Here is an 18,629-nt window from a genome sequence, read left to right as displayed (position 1 = left end):
AGGTCGTTCACCGAAATTCAGCTTTCCAGAAACCCGATGGGGACTTGAGTCCCTATCGCAGCATCGGCCTCCGTGGTGGGATTTAAGTGTCTTTCAGGCAACTCACAACACATTCAGGAGAACGCAATGACCACCACCCTTCCTGCGACCCAGAAGCCACAGCATTCGCTGTTCCCCGAGTTTGCGGACTTCTTCGCGGGGTTCCCGTCGTTCGCCGGCATCCGCCCGATGTTCGACACCCGGCTGATGCGGCTGGAGGACGAGATGACCGACGGCCGCTATGTGGTCCGCGCCGAAATCCCCGGCATCGACCCGGCCAAGGACGTCGACATCACCGTCCGCGACGGCCAGCTCACCATCAAGGCCGAGCGCAGCGAGAAAAAGGAATTCGACGGCCGTTCGGAGTTCTCGTACGGCTCCTTTGTCCGCACGGTCTCACTGCCGTCCGGCGCCGACGAGGACGACATCAAGGCCACTTACGACAAGGGCATCCTGACTGTATCCGTGGGAGTTTCGAAACCCGCAGCCGCCGAAAAGCATGTGCAGGTAGCGACCAGCTAAAGCCGAATCCGAATAGCGACGGGCCCGGGGATCTCGATCCCGGGCCCGTCTCCGTTAACCGTGTTCAACAGCCGACCGCGTCGGCGTAATCGTCTGAGACCGCTCGACCCGGTGCTTGATGCCCAACAACAAAGCTCGTGTGCCCAAGGCAATCACCGGCCTGACGAGTTCCAGGGCAAACACCTCGCCGGGGTAGCGCAGGCCGATCCTGGCGCGGGTGAGGAGCCGTACCCGGTCTTCCCAGTGCGGCTGAATGTGGAAGGACCACACCGCATTCCAGCGCAGGTCCGCTCGAGTGGCGTTGAGCGCGATGTACTTCTCGCCGACGAGCTCGGCGACGTTCAGCGTCACCCCGTCGGGGAGGCCCATCCAGCCTTCGGGTGCCAGGCGCACGACGTCCCCGACCGCAAGCTGTTGTGATTCCGGTTGGGCTTGATCGGCGCCGCGGCGCCGCTGACCCGCCTGCAAAAGCTCGGACCAGACGGCCGACACCGGCGCATCGATGTACACCGCCTCCGTTGTCTGAATAGCCGGGTCCGTCACCAAACTGTCGCCGGGCAGCGCCATCCGGCACTCCGCCTTGGTCGCACCCCAATTGCGGTAGTACCGTCGCGCGGCGTAAAGCAGCCCAAGCAGCGCCGCCGTCTCGGTGATCCGTCTTATCGCGTTGGCCATGACGCCAGTCTTCGTCGTCGGCCGCGCCGTCCGACAGAGTCAATGGTCCTCGCGACCGGGCCAAATTTGCTCCGATGCCCGGGCTGTCGAGGACTTTGGGCCCTATCCGCAATATGCGCGTGACTCAACAATGACTTTGTCTGACGTAATTTGGCAGCGGCGGTTTGCGGCTGAACAAAGGAGCATGGCGGTTATGGGTGGCAACCCATCATTGTTGTTGACCGACACGGACGTAGACGCCTTGGCGCGGGAATTCCTGGTCTCGCGCTACCTCGGCCCCATTTATGCCGACTGGTCGCCCGACCGGCGGCTGGACACCTTCCTGCGGCGACGCGGCCTTTCCCGTGTTGCCGACGACGGCGATCTGTCCACGATCGTGCTCGATCGCATCATGGCTCGGGTGAGCGCCGCGCCACGGTCCTAGCTTCGGGACCAACGGCACTATCGGCGCTCGCGCCGCGGACGCATATTGATGCGCACCAGCGTGGATCGGGGATGATTGCCGATGGAACAGCTAACCACCATGGAGGCCAGCTTCCTGGAGGCCGAAGACGCCGATCGACATTTGAGTCTGGCGATCGGCACGCTGGCCGTGATCGACGGGCCGATGCCCGACGTGAAGACGTTCACCGCGGCACTGCACGAGCGGATACAAAGCGTCCCTCGGTTCACGCAGCTGCTGCATAAGCACCCCTTCGAATTGGCGGCACCCGAATGGATCGACGACGCCCACTTCGACATCGCCCATCACCTCCGGCGAACGGCACTGCCGCGGCCCGCCGACGACCCCGCGTTGTTCCGGCTGATCGCCGACCTCATGGAGCGCAGGCTGGATCGAGACCACCCGCTGTGGGAGTGCTGGGTCATCGAAGGCTTGCCGGAAGGGCGCTGGGCTGCCCTGGTGAAGGTGCACCACTGCATCGCCGATGGGATCGCTACCGTGCAGCTGTTGACCACTATCGCCGACGCCGCCGCGGGTGAGACGTTCGCCAGCGACATCCGCGCCGCCAGGGAGCTGACGTCGTCGATTGTTCTTTCGGCGGGACTCAGTCGCAACCCGCTGACCTGGGCCGGAGGCCTGTGGCGCGCGTCGCTGGCCACCACCTCGGCGGCCGCACAGACAGCAAGGGGCGCGGCCGAATTCGTCACCGGTCTCGCAATACCGGCGACGGGATCCTCGCTGCACGGCTCCGTGGCCAACAGGCGCCGCTACAGCGCGGCGCGGGTGTCACTCAAGGAAGTCGACGCCGTGTGCGAGGCCTTCGGCGTGACGCTCAACGATGTGGCACTCGCGGCGATCACCGACAGCTTTCGCACCATGCTGCTGCGTCGCGGCGAGAAGCCCCGGCGCAACTCACTGCGCACACTGGTTCCGGTGTCGGTGCGCACGCCGGATGCCATGAACCGCACCGATGTTCGCGTCTCGGCGATGCTGTCAGCCCTGCCCGTCGAACAGCAGGATCCTGTCAAGAGGCTAAGGCTCGTACACGCCCGACTGGACAGGCTCAAGGGCAGCGGTGAGCGGCAAGCCGCAAACGCCTTCGTCGCGCTGACCAATTACCTACCATTTGTCGTAAGCGCATGGACGATTCGGCTGTTAACGCGCCTGCCGCAGCGCAGCATCGTCACCCTGGCGACCAATGTGCCCGGCCCCCGCCAGCGGCTGCAGGTGCTGGGGCGCCCGGTGGAACAGCTGTTGCCGGTACCGCCGATCGCAATGCAGTTGCGCACCGTGATCAGCATGCTCACCTACGTCGATGAGCTGGTCTTCGGCATCACCGCGGACTACGACACCACACCCGACGTCGACGAGCTCACCAGGGGCATCGAACTCGGCGTCGCGCGGCTGGTCACCCGCGCCCTGACACGCAAGCCGGCAAGGAAGCCCGGCCGTCGCCCGGCCAGGCTGGCCCGCTAGCGCTGTTGTTCTGAAGGCAGATAACGCTTTTCCACCGCCTGCACGAGTTGCTCGCGGATGCGCTCCACGTCTGCCGCGCGGCGCGCCTCCAGCTCGTCCTCCCAGGCCGCCACCCGCACCGCCAGATCCTTATCGGCGATGGTGCCGTCCAACCAATGCGAGAAGTCGCCCCGCTCGAGATGGTATTCGAGCGCCTGCTGGTCGAGATGTCTTATCGCACTGCAGAAGTCATGCATGCTTGCGGCCGCCGCGACGGATTCGCCGTTGGTGGTGCGAAAGTAGAACCGCCGTTCGGGCGGGAGACGGACATCGGCATATTTGTGCAGATGCCGTACGTGAGCGGTACAGCGCTCCGCGATGGTGAACCCACGAGGCGGCCCCGATCCGAAACGGATGGTGGCCCGCCGTCGTGCGCCGATGTCCGCCGCGACGTCGGTACTGCCCACTGTTATCGCGACGTCGCTGCTGTCGATCTCGTGCGCGGGAAGCGCTGCCGGGGCGAACGAGCACAACACGTAGCCGCCCCGGCGCGCCCAGTGCGCTTCCTCCTCGTTGCCCAGGAGATGGGCCTCGTCGTAGATCACCCAGTGCGGGAAGCCATGCCGTTCGCGGTGCGCCTCGGCGGTCGACCGCAATCGGTGCACATAGTCGCTCTTGCGCGGCTCGGCCAGCCCCGACAGGTCGACCACCACGCTGGAGTCCGGACGCAACGCGTGGACGAGCTCGGCCGGTTCGGGGAGGTGGTGGCCACCGTCGAGTACCCGCACCTGATTGAGCTGTTGCAATTGCAGGTGATCGCCCTCGGGGTCGATGACAAGCACGCAGTAACCGGCCAGGACCCATTGTTCCGCCAGCAGGCCGAGCAGGTAGCTCTTTCCCGACGCGGCCGGCCCGGTAACGAGAATGCGGCCCTGGCTTCCCGGCAACCCTGTCGTGGTCCCGTCGTCAAACGTTCCGATGTCGACCCAGCGGCGCGGCGGGCACCAGCGTTGTGCGCCGGAAAGATACGGGTGGCTGAGCAGCTCTGCGACGCCCGCACCATCCGGTCGATCCAACACGACATCGGCGAATCGCCGGACCGACGGGACGGCATCGGCCACCGCGGCACCGACCTCGGCAACACCGAGTAACGACAAGTCGTTCTCGGCGTCGCCGACCGCAACGGTGTTGTGCGGGGACAGGTTCATCTTTGCCAGTAGGGCGTTCAGCCCGGTGCCTTTCGTGACTCCTGCCGGCAGCACCATCAGGGCGCCCCGATTCCGTATCACCTGATAATCCATCCCGAGTTCGCCGATCACCTCGACGACGGTCCCGGCGTGTTCGCCGTCAACGGCCACCAACACCTCGCCCCGCCGGTAGGGAACCCCCCGGCCGGCGAGCGCCTGATCAAGGCCGCGATCCACCGGTTCCGCCAGCACATAGGGTCGCCCGTCGACCACGACCACCGCCCCGTCTTCCAGGACCAGCGCATCGACGTGGTCGGCTATCCGGGGGAATTCGGCGTGCAATTCGGCACCGATGCGGCCGGTGACGAGCACGATGGTCAGGCCGTCTCGCCGGGCCCGATCGATCGCCTCCACGGCTTCCGGGCCCAGGTTGCCGCCCGATGTCAGGGTGCCGTCGAAATCGACTGCGACGACTTTGAAAAATGCCACAGCCTTCCCATCTGCCGTGTTCCCCATGGCGAACCCTAGGGCCGGCGGCATGGAGCTTTGTAGGGCCGTTTGGCCCCGGTCGGAATGCCTGCGGCTAGGTCAATCCGCGGTACCGACGGATTCGAGCTCGGTCAAGCACTCCTCGGTGAGCGGGATCAGCGTGTCGATGTCGGGCACCACATCGGCACCCGCGACGTATCCGAATCCGATCCGGTCGGCGTATGAGCATGTGGTCACGTTCAGTGCCATACCGTCATAGACCGTCGATACCGGATACATTTCGTCGACATGCGCTCCGTTCCAATACATTTCGGCGCCGGGCCCTGGCACGTGCGAGATGGGCAGGTTGTATCCGGTGCGCACCTTCGGCATGAACGACAGCAGCGGCATGACAACGGTCGCGGCGATGCTCGGCGCGGCCGTCAGCAGCGACGCCGCCGATCCGCGCTTGGCGACCCAGCGCTTTCCCTCCGACATCGACCGGTGGATCAGGTCCAGCCGTGTCGCCGGGTCCTCCATGTGGGTGCCCAAGGGACACGCCCACAGCCCGAACATGTTGCCGTGCTGGTCATTTGCCGCGTCGTACTCGCGATCGCGCACGGTGATCGGGCAGACGCCCACCAGTGACTGCTTGGGCAGCTCCCCCCGCTTGAGCAGCCAGCGACGCACCGCCCCGGCCACCATCGCGGTCACCACGTCATTGCCGGTGACACCGGTGGCCTGTTGCACCGCCTGGATGCGGTCCTTCGGCCAGCTCCCGGCCGCGACGGCGCGCCCGGGGCCCAGGCGGCCGTTGAACCGCGTGTAGGGCGCCTCGAAGGGCAAAACGGTCGTGTGCCCGACCAGCGTGTCGAGGACGGTCGACAGCTCGCCCGTGACCACCCGCCCGACGAGCCCTGCGCTCGACGTCGCCGCTCCGACGAGCGACCGCACCGGCGCGACGAGGCGGGACACCAGCCCGCCCGCCGCCAGCTCGGGCCGGGATTCGTGACGGCGGTCGGCGTAGAAGGGCGGCATCGACCGGTCTGCCGGATCGGTGCTGAGCGCGTCGGCGATCATCCGGAAGCCGGCCACCCCGTCGATGACGGTGTGGTGCACCTTGATGTAGAACGCGAATCGGCCGCCGTCGAGGCCGTCGATCAGGTACGACGCCCACATCGGCCGGGAGCGATCGAGGCGTTCGGCGTCCAGCTCGCCGACGAGCCGCCAGAAATCGTCGGGGTCTCCCGCCACGGTGCGGCGCTGGCAATGCCGGCTCAGGTCCAGCACGTCCAGCTGACGCCAGACCCAGACGCCGCCGGTGTCCAGGCCGCGGTGCGGATACCTGCGCAGCCTGGGATCGACCGGACCCTTGCCGACCAGGGCCTCCCGGTACAGGGCCTCGACGTAGTCCGGGCCGGCGTCTTCCGGCGGCGAGAGTATCAGCACGGCGCCGACGTGCATCGGGCTGGCCACCAGCTCCGCGGCCAGCATCGCCGCGTCCAGCGGGTCCATCGGATTCATGTCTCCCGCCTTAGGCCGGGCGGTCGCGCCGCGTCGACGGCGGGTCGAGCAGGCCCGACTGCCGCAGCGCGTCCCACACGAATTTCTGCACCGGCCGCGACCGGAAGAATCCGGTGTGACCGCCCGGGTACCAGACGATTTCGGGCTTGCCCCAGTGTTCCCAGAGGCGCACCACCTGCTCGCGCGGGTGCACGACCCGGTCGGCGACGCCCGCATAGATGAAGCGGCCCTGCCGCGGCACCAGCGGGGTCAGCGACAGCGGCGACGTCATCCGGCCGATGGGCTCGGCCAATTCCATCGTGTGCCGGCGGGGGTCGTCGGCGCCGAGACCGGAATGGCGCCCCAGCAACTGCACCAGGTCGGCCACCGGAACGCCGAGGATCGCGCAGGTGAGCCCCTTTTCGAGGCTGGCGACCAGCGACGCGATGTAGCCGCCGAGCGACAGGCTGTTCAGCCCGATCAGCGACTCGGGCTCCTGCACCCGGATCCAGGACAGCAGCCGGCGGATGTCCCACACCGCCTGGCCCGTCGCGTGCACGTCATCGAGGATGTCCTCACCGGGAAATATCGCGCCCTTGGGCAGGCCCCGGGCCCGGGGGCCGTGCATGGGCAGGACCGGCATCACGACGTTGAGGCCGAGCTCATCGTGCAGCTTCCAGGAGCGGAACAGGGCGAGATCCAGCGCGGCGCGACCCATCTCCGTCCCGTGCACACACACCAGCCAGGGTCGCGGTTCGGGGTGGCGGAGCACCAGGGCGTATTCGCGGTCGTTCGCGGTGTAGCTCATCCACCGCTCGGCACCCGGTTCCCCCGGCCGCGGCAGATACCCGCTGTCGAACGATATGCGATAGAGGGAGCGGGTGCGCCCCTTGACCTTTCGGACCGTGACGTCGGACAGCGGCGGCGGCGTGCCGAAGAATCTCTTCGGGTGGTCGAGCCATCCCCTTTTGCCGTAGAACTCCAGCGCCGCAAGCACCTCGCTGGTGATGCGCTCGAAAATCTCGGGCCGGCTGACCGGGCGGCGTGCCTTGAGGCCCATCAGGACGATCTCGTCGCGAAACGCCTGCGCGGCCAGGGCGAGCGTGGGCCGTGCGATCGGCAGTTCGCCGGCCGCGTTGCCGAGGTAATCGCGCCACGACTGCGCGACGTACCGACCCGTGCCGGTGAACGGTTCGACCGCCTTGCCCAAACCATCGACGGCCGGCGCGCTCCAGCGCGGAACGCCCGGTACATCCCGGCCGTGGCTGTCGGGTGTGGCCATGGCGGCACGCTAGCACCTCGTCGGGCCGGTGCGGGAGGGACCTACGGCCCTGCGAAAGTCACGAAAGTCCTTGACCGGCAAGCACAGATCACCGGGACTTTTGGCACTCGTGCCGGGGGCTTTGTGAGTCGTAACGTCGGGGCGTCGGCACGCGGCCGACCACGAGGAATCCAGAAATATCACAAGGAGTTGACAATGACAGCACCCGAAAAATCAGAGCCGCGCTGGGCGGAGCTTTCCGACGACGTGCTCGAGTCCGTCGAGAACGGCCGCAAGCAGGCCATCGACGCCGTCCGCAAATTCGTCGATCAGATCAGCCCCGTGCTCCCCGAGCAGTCGCACCGCAAGACCGTCGTCGATGCCGCCCTCAACCTCGCCGACGAGTTGGGCGCCGCGCGCATTGAATTCTTCCGCAGCGTGGTGCACAGCGCGGGCCAGGCGGTCGGCAAGCACAGCGAGTGAATCTCATCATTCGTGGCCGGGCGGTTCGACGAGGCACCGCCCGGCCATCCACTTTTCGGGCACCAATCACTCGACGTCCGCCTCCCCCGACAGATCCAAGACGACCTTCCGCGCGGCGCGCTGCAATTCGACTGCTGCGGTCCAATCGACACCCGAAGGCCGGATCGGCTCACCGATGGCGATGTCGACGCTCCCGCGCCGCGGGAAGTGGTGTTCCGGCCGCAGTATCGTCCGCGTCCCGCAGATGGCCACCGGGACGACCGGCACGCCGGTCTGAGCGGCCACTGCGAACGCTCCCATGTGGAAGGGCCGCAATCCTGGAGCACGTGCCAGCCGACCTTCGGGGAAGATGACGAGTGACTGCCCGGCTCCCACCAGGGCTGCGAGCCGACCGACATCGGCCACGCCGTGTTCACGCTCGTGGCGTTCGACGAACTGATGGCCCAACCTTCTCAGCACGAACCCGTTGAGCCCCTGATGCTCCAGCACTTCGGCGGCGACGAAGCGATACGACTGCGGCATCACCGCGGCCAGCGCCAGCGGGTCGATCCAGCTGGGGTGGTTGGCCACCGCGATGGAAGTCCCGGTCGGCAGGTGGTCGAGGCCACGCACGCTGATCGCCGTGCCGGTGAGACGTGCGAGCAACCGGACCGCTGCACGGGCCACCCCCCAGCGCCACCGCGGTCGCGGTAGCAATAGCAGCGCGAGCGCCACCGACAGCCCGAGCATCGCGTACACCACCCACGCGTAGGCGGCGAATGCCACAGCGCCCAGCGCCCGACCAGCGCGGCGCAGCGACGGCGCGGCACCGCGAAGGCGAAGGCGGGCCAATTCCCACCACACCGCACGCGGTCGCGCACCGATCCTGCCGGCCTCGTAGATCGCCCGGCTGGCTGCCCGCCTGATCTTTCCGCTCGAGGTCTTCAGGACCGTGCGCGGTGGCGCCAGAATTACGTCGTCGGGGGCCACCCCCAGCAAATCGACTGCGGTGGCGGCGATTTCGGAGCGCAGTGCGCTACGGGCGTCGTCTCCGATCGCCCGGGTTTCGGCCAAGACGACGAGTCGCTCGGGCCCGCCCGATGCGTCGGGCGAGGCGAACACCGCCACACATCCCTTGCGGACGCCCGGGAGGTTGCCGACGGCCTCTTCGAGCTCGGCCGGGTGCAGATTGCGACCGGCCCGGATGATCACATCCTTGACCCGGCCCGTGACGTATACGTCGGCGTCGGCCAGGTACCCCAGGTCGCCCGTGTCGAGCCAGCCCTCGTGGAACAGCGCACGCGTCGCCGGCGCGTTGTTGAGATAGCCGGCGGTTGCCGACGGACCGCGAAACTCGATGCGGCCCTCGCGGCGGTCGCCCAGCTCGTTGCCGGCGGCGTCGACCACGCGGATCTCGTGGCCGGGCAAGGGTTGACCGCACGCGACGAAACGAAGGTTGGGCTCGCCCGGCTCCGCCGGCTCGGCACGCCCCGAGCCCACGAACGCGTCACGGCGGATCCGGTCGATGAGCGGACCTCGTCCCAACGGCGGGAATGCCAGGCCCACGGACGACTCCGCCAACCCGTACACCGGCGTCATCGCCTCCCGCCGAAACCCGTAAGGGGCGAAGCGATCACCGAACCGCTGGATGGTCGCGGCACTCACCGGTTCGGCGCCGTTGTAAGCCAGCCGCCACGAGCTCAGGTCGAGTCCTTCGATCTCGTCATCGCGGATCTTGGCGAGGCAGAGCTCGTAGGCGAAGTTCGGGCCGGCCGACAAGGTCGCTTTGTTGGCGTGGATCGCCCACAACCATCGCGCGGGGCGGATTAGGAAGGCCTGGGGGCTCATCACCACTAGCGGGACGCCGAAATACATGCAGCCGAGCCACGCGCCGATCAAACCCATGTCGTGATACAGCGGCAGCCAACTTACGAACGTGTCGGCCCCCGACGCCGCCGAAGCGGTGCCCATCGCCCGGATGTTGGCCAGCAGGTTCCGGTGCGTGAGCGCCACCCCCTTGGGCTGCCCGGTGCTGCCGGAGGTGTACTGCACCAGCGCCAGGTCGTCCGCCCGCGGTCTCGGCAAGGGCGCGGGCGGGTCTTCGCTTGCGCTCGTGAGGGATTCGGGAATTATGACGTGACGCAGGCTTTCGACGTTCGACCGCAGCAGGTGGCCGAGGGTAACCGCCTCGGGCACGGTGACCAGCACCGTGGCGCGGGCGTTGGCGAGGATGCCGGTCGTGCGGCGCAGGTGATCGGCCAGCTGGGAAGGCCGCGCCGGCGGGTAGACGGGAACCGGGACGGCGCCCGCGAGGACCACCGCGGCGAAGGTGACGAAGTACGCCCGGCAGGTGGGCAACATGATGGCGACCGCCTCCCCCGGCATCACGTCGTACGCGATCAAGCCGGCCGCCACGGACACGGCCTCACGGTGCAGTTCGGCGTAGGTCAGGTCCACCGGACCGGCGGCATCGTCGAGGACGCGGATGTGTGTGCGGTCCGGGTTCGCGTCGACCTGCCAGCTGAGGACGTCATTCAGTGTTGGCATCGTTTCGGGCGCCATGCCGCCCGGCACCGGCGAAGGGAGCGAGACCACGTCACGGTCTTCCCCGACGGGGGGACCGCCGCGGGCGACCGCGGCTATCAGGTCGCGCGGCGTCTCCGCGCTGGCCAGGATGTGCGGCGGGAGGGCCACCCCGAACTTGTCCTGGACCCGCAGCAACAGTTCCGCCAGCTCGAGGCTGCCGATGCCGAGGTTCTCGAAGGTGCTATCAAGCGTGACCGCGGGCGGCTTGGCGTGTGGGTGAACCTCCGCGACGAGGCCGCGCACCAACGCGAGGGTGTCAGCGGCGCGCTCTTGGGTTGGCATTGGTCATGAAGCGGCCTGGGGGCGCTCGACGCGTTCGCGAAGGCGCGCAACAACTTCCGCGGCTGAATCGAGGTCGCGGTCGTCGGGCCGTCCCCTGTTAATGCCGCCGATGAATCCGAACGGTCCCATGGTGTCGAAGCCGCGACAGGAAAACGAACCGATCACCTCAAAGCCCTTCGCTTCGAGGTGTTTCCGAACCGGTTTGTTGTAGTCCAGCAACGGAACCGCCCGGGCGCCGCTGGTGAAGAAGGTGAACGCTCGCACGTGATCGACGGTCGGGAGGCGACGGATCAAGTTCCGTAGCCTCTCGTCCACCGCCATGTAGTAGATGCCGGATCCGAAGCCGACGAGATCGTACTGGTAAATCGTTTCGGGGTCGACTGACTCCGGTTCGACGACCTCGGCACCAAGCACCTCTGCCATCCGGTCGGCCACGCGCCGGGTGTTGCCGTGCGATTTCGAAGTGCAGACGATGAGCGACTTCATTGCCCAACTCCTTTGAGAACTTGGCCCGGAAGCGTCCATACTCGGCGCCCGGCCCGCCCTCGGATAAGGGCGCAAAGGCACGAAGCCCCGGGGCATAAGTCACTTCGAAGCCGTCACTGGGTCAGTCGAAAGCCTGGATCACCTGTCGGGCCACCATTCGGATCTGCGTAAGGGTTCCTGAATCGAGGGGCAGGTCATCGGGGTCAGGGATATCCCCCGTCGTGGCAAGGACGCCAGGTTCCTCGTGCTCCCAACGCGCGTTGACCTTGTCACCCAGCACGCGCGCGGGCGGGTTGTCGGCGAGCACCCGGGCGTGAAAACGTTTGATGCCGTCGACACGGGCGGCGACCGCCAGCGCGCCGAGCAAAAGGGTGCCGATCCCACGATTCTGATAGGCGTCCGCGACGGTGAGCGCGACCTCTGCCGAGGCCGGGTCGTCTTCGTCACGGATGAACCGGGCGTCCGCGATCACCGGCCCGCCCTCACGGTCTGTGATGACCCAGACAAAGTGGTCGACATAGTCGACTTCGAAGAGATAAGCCAACCGCGCGTGGGTGGGCGCACCGCCCTGGTAGCGCCGGTACAGCGTCTCCCGCGAAAAGGAACCACTGCTTTTGAACCGCTCGGCATCACCGGGCAGCACCGGACGCAACAGAAGCTCGGTACCGTCTTTGGCCGACACAGCGATCGGGTCGATGTAGGCGACCAGCCGCTGCCTCGCGGTGCGCACCATCCGTTCGGCGACGACGGGCGAAGCCAGCATGCACTCGAAGGCGTCGTTGTATCCGACGTAGCCGCGGACGTCATCTTTGGCGATAACGGTCGCCGTTCTGGGTTCGCCTCGCAGCAAAGCGATTTCGCCGATGATCGTCCCCGGTGACAACTCGGTCACCGTCACCTGGCCGTCGGCGGCGAGGTGGCGGATCTCCACCCGGCCCGATGTGATGATCGAGAACGACAGCGCCTGTTCACCCTGGCGCATCAGAACCTCGCCGGCGGCGGCGCGCAGCGGCTGCAGGCCGGCAGCCAAGGCCGTAAGATCCTGCGCCGGCACGCCGGCGAACACGTCCAGCGCCGATAACTCCTCGACGCTGACGGCACTCATACCGGCCGGCGCGGCGCGCCCAGAGCCGCCTTCCCCGCAATCCGTCATCCAGAAGAACGGTACGCGGCCGGCCCCGAAATCGCCGGGGCAATACGCGGGCAAGTGCGGTGACAAAAGTCCCCGTCGGGCCGGGACTTCGGCGGGTCCAACGCGAGACCAAAGCATCCCGGTAGACGTGCTCTTGGCCTCTACGACGCGGCCGGTGGAGGTGGTCGGATGGAGCGATCCGGCTACTCGGGAGACGACGATGTACTCAGCAACATGGCGGCCTCATTGGCCACAGCGCCGACCGACGGCGGCCTTGTATCAGTTGACCGATTGCCTGCACGAGGGTCATACGGCCCGGGTGGCGGCTCACCAGATCACTGCGACAGTTTCCGCGTGGCTCGCCGAGCTGGGCGCCCAAAGCCCGTTGGTCGAGGACCTTGAGCGCGCGGTTTGCGGCGGCAATTGGACCGCGGCCTATGCCATCGGCGAGTGCTTGTCCGTTCGGGTGGCGGTTGCCAGCTGACCGCGCCAGCAGAAACCTGCGATCGTGGGGACTTTCGACACTATTTCCGACGTAACGCCGGCAGCAGGATCGAGGGATTAACACTATGAACCAGCCACCCGTCCCAATGGAGACGCCCGACTTCGCCAAGATCGAAAGTCGCGCACCGTCGGTGGCGCACATGTTCCTGAACCGCGTCGCCGCCACGCCGAACGCGGAGGCCTTTCGGTATCCACTGGACCACACCTGGGAAAGCGTGACCTGGCAACAGGTCGGCGAACGCGTCTACCACATTGCCGGCGGGCTGATCTCGCTAGGCATCGCCCCGGAGGATCGCGTCGCGCTGGCATCGTCGACGCGTTACGAGTGGGTGCTCGTCGACTTCGCCATCATGTGCTCCGGCGCGGCGACCACCACCGTGTACCCGACGACGAACGCGGGCGACGTCTCCTACATCATCGCCAACTCTGGAAGCCGACTGGTGGTCGCCGAAGATCAGACTCAGGTCGACAAACTGCTCGAGCACCGCGCCGACCTGCCCGAGGTGAGCAAGGTCGTGATCATCGACGGCAACGGCGACGGCGACTGGGTGATCACCCTCGCCGAGCTGGAGCAGTTGGGCAAGCAGCTGCTGGCCGACTCACCGAATGCCATCAGGGAGCGGGTCGCGTCCGTCGGCCCGGCACAGCTCGCCAGCCTCATCTACACATCCGGAACCACCGGTCGGCCGAAGGGCGTGCGACTGACCCACGGGGCATGGACGTACACCGCCGCGGCCATCGACTCGCTCGGCATCCTCGGGCCGGATGACGTCAACTTCTTGTGGCTGCCCCTGGCACACGCCTTCGGCAAGGTGATGCTGGCGCTGCCCCTGCAGATCGGCTTCCCGACCGCGATCGACGGTCGTCCCGAGCGGATCGTCGACAACCTTGCGACGCTGCGTCCCACCATCATGGGGGCGGCGCCCCGCATCTTCGAGAAGGCGCATGCTCGCATCGAAGGCATGGTCGCCGAGCAGGGCAGGCTCAACAAGAAAATCTTCGACTGGGCGATCGGCGTGGGCACAAAGATGTCCCAAACCCGGCAGGCCGGCAAGAAACCTTCGTTGGCCTCGTCGCTCGCGTACAAGGTGGCCGACCGGATGGTGTTCTCCACCATCCGGGAACGGTTCGGTGGACGATTGCGGTTCTTCGTCTCCGCTGCCGCCGCCCTGGACCACGACGTCGCCCAGTGGTTCGACGCCGTCGGCATCATCGTGCTCGAGGGCTACGGGTTGACCGAGACCGCGGCCGCGTCATTTATCAATCGCCCCGGCGCCTACCGGTTCGGCACGGTCGGGTTGCCGTTCCCCGCGACGGAAGCCAAGATCGCCGACGACGGCGAAATCTTGCTCAAGGGCCCCGGTTTGATGACCTCCTATCACGATCTTCCCGACGCAACCGCCGAGGCGCTCGATGCCGACGGTTGGTTCCACACCGGTGACATCGGCGAAATCGACGGCGACGGCTTCCTGCGGATCACCGACCGCAAGAAGGACATGTTCAAGACCTCGCAGGGCAAGTACGTGGCGCCGTCGGCGATCGATGCGAAATTCAAGGGCCTCTGCCCGTACGCGAGCGAGCTCCTCGTTTATGGGGAGGGCAAGCCGTACTGCGTGGCGCTGGTCAGCCTCGACAGCGAGGCGATCACCGACTGGGCCACCAAACAGGGCCTCGCGGGTAAGTCTTTCGCCGAGATAGCACGCGACGAGCAGACACAGGAACTGATCGCCGGATACATCGATGCGCTCAACGTGGAACTCAATCGCTGGGAGCAGATCAAGAGATTCGCGATCCTCGACCGTGAACTCTCCGTTGAATCAGGCGATCTCACGCCGAGCCTTAAGCTTCGCCGCAAGGTGGTCATCGAGGAGTTCGAAGACCGCCTCTCGGCCCTCTACGAGCAGTCGTCGGCCTGAGCGTCCGAGCAGTGCTTAGCTTCCACGACTCTCAAGCAGGAGAACGAAAATGTCCGGCGCCCAGACCCATCGTGGCATCTTGGTCGGCGTCGACGGATCGGCGTCGTCGATGGCTGCGGTCGACTGGGCGGCTCGCGATGCTGCGATGCGCAACGTTCCGCTCACACTCATGCACGTCATCCCGCCGGTCGCGGCGGCGGTTGCTCCGTGGCCGGAGATACCGATACCCCAGGACTATTTCGAGCAGCAGGACGAAAACGCGAGGCGAATTCTCGAAGACGCGCGTAAGGCGGTCGCCGACAGCACCGCCGACCATGGCCCGCCCTTCGTGCACAGCGTGGTGGTGCGCGCCCCGACCGTTTCCACGCTCGTCAATGAGTCCAAGATTGCGGACATGATGGTGGTGGGGTTCCAGGGCGAAGGTGCGTTTCGCCGGGTCCCGTTCGGCTCGGTCAGCACCGGCCTGGTGAACTATGCGCATTGCCCGGTTGCGGTCGTCCATAACGAGGCGTCGCCGCCTGCACAGGCACCTGTGCTCGTGGGAGTCGATGGTTCGCCCGCATCGGAACTGGCGACGGAGATCGCTTTTGACGAGGCCTGCCGACGAGGTGTGGACTTAGTGGCACTACACGCGTGGTCCGACGTCAGGATGTCGGACGCGCCGGTTCTGGATTTCGCGACCATCGAAGTGCGGGCGCAACAGGCGCTGGCCGACTGGCTCGCCCGATGGCAGGAGCGCTACTCCGATGTCACGGTGCGACGCGTGGTGGTGCGTGATCAGCCGGCTCGTCAACTCGTCGAGCACTCGGAGTCCGCACAACTCGTCGTCGTCGGCAGCAACGGTCGCGGCGGATTCGCCGGCATGATGCTGGGCTCGGTGAGCACGGCCGTCACGCATGCAGCCCGGACGGTGGTGATCGTCGCCCGCGAGTCACACCGGCCCATGCAGACATCACGCTGATCCTGCCTCTCGCACCCGTCAGGCCGCTCCGAGCCGCCGTGGTCATTACTGCCATTTGAGATCTTCGTCGAGTTGTTGGGCTTGCTTGTCGTGCTGAGCCGCGGGGCGGGTATCAATCGTGACCTCTTGCCAGTACGCCGGACTGTAGAGGTGAATATCGTTGCCGCTGCTGACCTTTAGCACACCGCCCGTGAGTACTTCGTAGCTGGCGTCATCCGGGTACTCGTCGTCCTCGTCGTGGCCTTCAAGTTGGATCCACATTTTCATGATGAAAATAACCCTTCGCATCGGCCGATCGGATTCCTGAGGCTACCGCCGTGCCGCCGAGCTGTCAGGGGCGCTGCCCGTCGGTGTCAGAAGTCCCGACAACGAGGTCTTTCGCCTACTGGTGAGCGGGACTCGGCCGGATTCATTCTGTACCTAGTGCGACGATTGCAAGGCGGTGATGCACAAGTGTGCAGGCAACTTCTGAGGACGAGGCGCGCCCTTTCCGGTTACACGGGAATGCTTCATGCGTTCGAATGACGTTGCGGCCGAGGCGCTGCAGGAGCTGGCGGATCTGATTGCCATCTCTGGTGGCGATCCGTACCGGGTGCGCGCTTACGAGAAGGCAGCACGTTCGGTCGCCGGTCACCCTCTCGAACTGGACGCTCTCGACCGGAAGGGTCTGATGGCGATCCCGGCGATCGGCGCGCACACCGCCGACAAGCTGCTCGAGCTGCGGCAGACCGGCCGCATCGCCGCTCTCGAAGAACTGCACGCCCAGCTGCCCGCGGGTCTGCGCGCCCTGCTGGGGATTCCCGGGCTCGGGCCGAAGCGGGCCCATCAGGTCTATGTGGAGCTCGGCATTTCGTCGATGCCCGAGCTGCTCAACGCGTTGCACGACGAGCAGCTGCGCCACCTGAAGGGCTGGGGCGAGACCAGCGAACGCAACCTGGCCCGCGCGATCCGCCAGATGCAGGAAATCGGGGGGCGCATGCCGCTGGCGATCGCACTGGATGTCGCCGAGGATCTGGTCGCCCGGCTGGCCGCGCTGCCGCAGGTGAGCCGGGTCGACTATGCGGGATCCTTGCGGCGGATGCGCGACACCGTCGGCGACATCGACTTGTTGGTGGCCGCAGACGACGACCCGGCATCGGTCATGGATCACTTCTGCGCCATGGCGTTGGTGGATCGCGTGCTGGCCCACGGGCCCACCAAATCGTCGGTGGTAACGACGAAGGGTATCCAGGTGGACTTGCGGGTGGTGCCCGCGAATGTCTGGGGTGCGGCCCTGCAGTACTTCACCGGGTCGAAAGCCCACAACATCCGTATCCGCGAATTGGCCGTGCGGGCCGGGCTGAAGCTCTCCGAATATGGGCTGTTCCAAGTCGATGGGGGCCAGCTGTTGGCCTCGACGGACGAAGCGGACATCTACACCAAACTCGGGCTGGCGTGGATCCCGCCGGTTTTGCGTGAAGACCGCGGCGAAGTCGAGGCCGCGCTGGAAGGCCGTCTCCCCAACCTGGTCGAGGTCGCCGACATCGCCGGGGATCTTCATGTGCACACCAATCTCACCGATGGCCTGGCCGGCCTGAATGAGATGGTCGCCGCCGCGTCCCGCCGCGGATATCGCTACTGCGCCATCACCGATCACGCCCCGCAGCTGGCGATGCAGCGGATGACCCGTGACAAGGCCCTCCAGCAGCGCAGCGAACTGCCGGAGCTGTCTCGCCGCCACGGTATCGAGTTGTTGCACGGGTCCGAACTCAACATCGCCGCCGACGGCTCGCTGGACTGGGACGACGACTTCCTGTCCGGGTTTGACGTCCTGGTCGCCTCGGTCCACTCCGATCTCGACCAGACCCGCGACGAGATGACCCGCCGCTTGCTCGCCGCCATCGAGCACCCCTACGTCAACATCGTCGGCCATCCGACCACCCGCGTGCTCGGTCGTCGTCCACCGGTCGATTTCGACGCTGATGCGGTATTCGCGGCTGCGGCGCGGACCCATACCGCCTTGGAAATCAACGCCTTTCCCGACCGGTTGGACCTCAGCGATGAGCTTGTGAGCCGGGCTCGTAAGCATGGCGTTGCCTTCGCGATCGACACCGATGCTCACGCCGTACCGCATCTGGGCTACATGCGTTACGGCGTCGCCGTCGCCCAGCGTGGCTGGGTATCAGCAGGCGAGGTGATCAACACCTGGCCAATGGGCCGGCTTCGCGCGTTCCTCACAAAGGGACGCCGCGTCGCCGAAGACTCGTCAACCGCACACCACCGCCGCGCCGGTTCCCGGCCTCGTCGAGCAAGCGGAAGCGGATTGGCCAAACCGGTTCCGCCCGCTGCGGGATAACTCCACAGCGACGAACGACCATCAGGATTGGGACTTCGGTCTCTACCGGTCGACCGCCACACCTCGAAAGATCAACCGCGTGGCACATGACCGCTGAGCAAGGGAGCGCACGGTGAACCCGATAGCAGAGACCGATCACTACCGCGATCGTGGCCGCAGCGGCCAGCGCAGTCTGGGTGCTGCCGAGGGCGTGCTGGTTGCCCTACGTCATTGCAGCCTCGACGAGGCGTTCATCGACATCGTCGAAACAGCCAAACGGTACAGCGTGGCCCCCTTCCAGTTGGCCGAAGCGCTGGTAGCGATCGCCGTAAACGATCCGACCCGCGACTTCGATGACGCGGTCGTCGCCGCCGCTGACCGAGCCTGGGGCACCCTGGTCGGGCAGCCAGCCCAGCTGCGACGGTGACCGTGCA

17 protein-coding genes are annotated in these 18,629 nt (G+C 66.5%); 9 read left to right on the top strand and 8 right to left on the bottom strand.

Annotated elements, in window-relative coordinates:
* Nucleotides 1-126 precede the first annotated feature (126 nt).
* Nucleotides 127-561: an Hsp20/alpha crystallin family protein gene (locus AC5Y2S_RS07590; protein WP_499955093.1), complete on the top strand. Its 435-nt coding sequence runs from the start codon at nt 127-129 to the stop codon at nt 559-561.
* A gap of 54 nt (nt 562-615) precedes the next feature.
* On the opposite strand, the gene AC5Y2S_RS07585 is transcribed toward AC5Y2S_RS07590, so the two are convergent.
* Nucleotides 616-1,236 carry an SRPBCC family protein gene (locus AC5Y2S_RS07585; protein ID WP_499955092.1) on the bottom strand — a complete coding sequence of 207 codons (621 nt, stop codon included), beginning with the start codon at nt 1,234-1,236 and terminating at the stop codon, nt 616-618.
* A gap of 217 nt (nt 1,237-1,453) precedes the next feature.
* On the opposite strand from AC5Y2S_RS07585, the gene AC5Y2S_RS07580 reads away from it, so the two are divergent.
* On the top strand, nt 1,454-1,660 hold the full coding sequence (locus tag AC5Y2S_RS07580) for a hypothetical protein (protein ID WP_499955684.1): 207 nt from the start codon (nt 1,454-1,456) through the stop codon (nt 1,658-1,660).
* Between the two features lie 81 nt (nt 1,661-1,741).
* Nucleotides 1,742-3,154 (top strand): wax ester/triacylglycerol synthase family O-acyltransferase, encoded by a 1,413-nt coding sequence (locus AC5Y2S_RS07575; protein ID WP_499955090.1) that lies wholly within the window; start codon nt 1,742-1,744, stop codon nt 3,152-3,154.
* Here the strand turns inward: AC5Y2S_RS07575 and AC5Y2S_RS07570 are convergent.
* The 3 genes from AC5Y2S_RS07570 to AC5Y2S_RS07560 form a co-directional block, all read right to left on the bottom strand.
* Nucleotides 3,151-4,809 carry an HAD family hydrolase gene (locus AC5Y2S_RS07570; RefSeq protein WP_499955088.1) on the bottom strand — a complete coding sequence of 553 codons (1,659 nt, stop codon included), beginning with the start codon at nt 4,807-4,809 and terminating at the stop codon, nt 3,151-3,153. The two genes, AC5Y2S_RS07575 and AC5Y2S_RS07570, sit on opposite strands and share 4 nt — an antisense overlap.
* Nucleotides 4,810-4,908: 99 nt before the next feature.
* Nucleotides 4,909-6,312: a wax ester/triacylglycerol synthase family O-acyltransferase gene (locus AC5Y2S_RS07565; protein ID WP_499955086.1), complete on the bottom strand. Its 1,404-nt coding sequence runs from the start codon at nt 6,310-6,312 to the stop codon at nt 4,909-4,911.
* A gap of 10 nt (nt 6,313-6,322) precedes the next feature.
* Complete coding sequence (locus tag AC5Y2S_RS07560; RefSeq protein WP_499955084.1) at nt 6,323-7,573, bottom strand: alpha/beta hydrolase family protein; 1,251 nt, start codon at nt 7,571-7,573, stop codon at nt 6,323-6,325.
* A 195-nt stretch (nt 7,574-7,768) separates the two neighbouring features.
* Between AC5Y2S_RS07560 and AC5Y2S_RS07555 the strand changes: the two genes are divergently transcribed.
* The gene (locus AC5Y2S_RS07555) at nt 7,769-8,035 is read left to right on the top strand and encodes a hypothetical protein (protein ID WP_499902318.1); all 267 of its coding nucleotides are present in this window, start codon (nt 7,769-7,771) and stop codon (nt 8,033-8,035) included.
* Between the two features lie 66 nt (nt 8,036-8,101).
* On the opposite strand, the gene AC5Y2S_RS07550 is transcribed toward AC5Y2S_RS07555, so the two are convergent.
* From AC5Y2S_RS07550 to pat, 3 genes are all read right to left on the bottom strand, one after another.
* On the bottom strand, nt 8,102-10,843 hold the full coding sequence (locus AC5Y2S_RS07550; protein ID WP_499955082.1) for an AMP-binding protein: 2,742 nt from the start codon (nt 10,841-10,843) through the stop codon (nt 8,102-8,104).
* A gap of 42 nt (nt 10,844-10,885) precedes the next feature.
* The gene (locus AC5Y2S_RS07545) at nt 10,886-11,368 is read right to left on the bottom strand and encodes a flavodoxin family protein (RefSeq protein ID WP_499902320.1); all 483 of its coding nucleotides are present in this window, start codon (nt 11,366-11,368) and stop codon (nt 10,886-10,888) included.
* 121 nt (nt 11,369-11,489) lie between these two features.
* Nucleotides 11,490-12,473 carry an acetyltransferase Pat gene (pat, locus tag AC5Y2S_RS07540; protein WP_499955080.1) on the bottom strand — a complete coding sequence of 328 codons (984 nt, stop codon included), beginning with the start codon at nt 12,471-12,473 and terminating at the stop codon, nt 11,490-11,492.
* 247 nt (nt 12,474-12,720) lie between these two features.
* On the opposite strand from pat, the gene AC5Y2S_RS07535 reads away from it, so the two are divergent.
* From AC5Y2S_RS07535 to AC5Y2S_RS07525, 3 genes are all read left to right on the top strand, one after another.
* On the top strand, nt 12,721-12,984 hold the full coding sequence (locus tag AC5Y2S_RS07535) for an Rv2628 protein family (protein WP_499955682.1): 264 nt from the start codon (nt 12,721-12,723) through the stop codon (nt 12,982-12,984).
* Nucleotides 12,985-13,069: 85 nt separating this feature from the next.
* Nucleotides 13,070-14,920, top strand: a complete 1,851-nt coding sequence (locus tag AC5Y2S_RS07530; protein WP_499955078.1) for an AMP-dependent synthetase/ligase — start codon at nt 13,070-13,072, stop codon at nt 14,918-14,920.
* 49 nt (nt 14,921-14,969) lie between these two features.
* A complete protein-coding gene (locus AC5Y2S_RS07525; protein WP_499955076.1) occupies nt 14,970-15,881 on the top strand; it encodes a universal stress protein in 912 nt (303 codons plus the stop codon).
* Nucleotides 15,882-15,926: 45 nt separating this feature from the next.
* On the opposite strand, the gene AC5Y2S_RS07520 is transcribed toward AC5Y2S_RS07525, so the two are convergent.
* Entirely contained in the window at nt 15,927-16,148 is a 222-nt protein-coding gene (locus AC5Y2S_RS07520) for a hypothetical protein (RefSeq protein WP_499955075.1), read from the bottom strand.
* Nucleotides 16,149-16,392: 244 nt separating this feature from the next.
* Here AC5Y2S_RS07520 and polX point away from each other — a divergent pair, with 244 nt between their 5' ends.
* Together polX and AC5Y2S_RS07510 are read left to right on the top strand one after the other, a co-directional pair.
* Nucleotides 16,393-18,216 carry a DNA polymerase/3'-5' exonuclease PolX gene (gene polX, locus AC5Y2S_RS07515; protein WP_499955073.1) on the top strand — a complete coding sequence of 608 codons (1,824 nt, stop codon included), beginning with the start codon at nt 16,393-16,395 and terminating at the stop codon, nt 18,214-18,216.
* 112 nt (nt 18,217-18,328) lie between these two features.
* Nucleotides 18,329-18,622 carry a hypothetical protein gene (locus AC5Y2S_RS07510; RefSeq protein WP_499955071.1) on the top strand — a complete coding sequence of 98 codons (294 nt, stop codon included), beginning with the start codon at nt 18,329-18,331 and terminating at the stop codon, nt 18,620-18,622.
* Nucleotides 18,623-18,629: the final 7 nt, after the last annotated feature.

The sequence above is a fragment of the Mycobacterium sp. NGS69 genome, from assembly GCF_059812165.1.
This window is presented reverse-complemented; position numbering and strand designations above follow the sequence as displayed.

Excerpts from the sequence above, each read along its gene's own strand:
- AC5Y2S_RS07585 (WP_499955092.1), bottom strand. The coding sequence starts at position 1,236 with ATGGCCAACGCGATAAGACGGATCACCGAGACGGCGGCGCTGCTTGGG.
- AC5Y2S_RS07565 (WP_499955086.1), bottom strand. The coding sequence starts at position 6,312 with ATGAATCCGATGGACCCGCTGGACGCGGCGATGCTGGCCGCGGAGCTG.
- AC5Y2S_RS07535 (WP_499955682.1), top strand. The coding sequence starts at position 12,721 with ATGTACTCAGCAACATGGCGGCCTCATTGGCCACAGCGCCGACCGACG.
- pat (WP_499955080.1), bottom strand. The coding sequence starts at position 12,473 with ATGAGTGCCGTCAGCGTCGAGGAGTTATCGGCGCTGGACGTGTTCGCC.
- polX (WP_499955073.1), top strand. The coding sequence starts at position 16,393 with ATGCGTTCGAATGACGTTGCGGCCGAGGCGCTGCAGGAGCTGGCGGAT.
- AC5Y2S_RS07590 (WP_499955093.1), top strand. The coding sequence starts at position 127 with ATGACCACCACCCTTCCTGCGACCCAGAAGCCACAGCATTCGCTGTTC.
- AC5Y2S_RS07560 (WP_499955084.1), bottom strand. The coding sequence starts at position 7,573 with ATGGCCACACCCGACAGCCACGGCCGGGATGTACCGGGCGTTCCGCGC.
- AC5Y2S_RS07520 (WP_499955075.1), bottom strand. The coding sequence starts at position 16,148 with ATGAAAATGTGGATCCAACTTGAAGGCCACGACGAGGACGACGAGTAC.
- AC5Y2S_RS07545 (WP_499902320.1), bottom strand. The coding sequence starts at position 11,368 with ATGAAGTCGCTCATCGTCTGCACTTCGAAATCGCACGGCAACACCCGG.
- AC5Y2S_RS07575 (WP_499955090.1), top strand. The coding sequence starts at position 1,742 with ATGGAACAGCTAACCACCATGGAGGCCAGCTTCCTGGAGGCCGAAGAC.
- AC5Y2S_RS07525 (WP_499955076.1), top strand. The coding sequence starts at position 14,970 with ATGTCCGGCGCCCAGACCCATCGTGGCATCTTGGTCGGCGTCGACGGA.
- AC5Y2S_RS07530 (WP_499955078.1), top strand. The coding sequence starts at position 13,070 with ATGAACCAGCCACCCGTCCCAATGGAGACGCCCGACTTCGCCAAGATC.
- AC5Y2S_RS07555 (WP_499902318.1), top strand. The coding sequence starts at position 7,769 with ATGACAGCACCCGAAAAATCAGAGCCGCGCTGGGCGGAGCTTTCCGAC.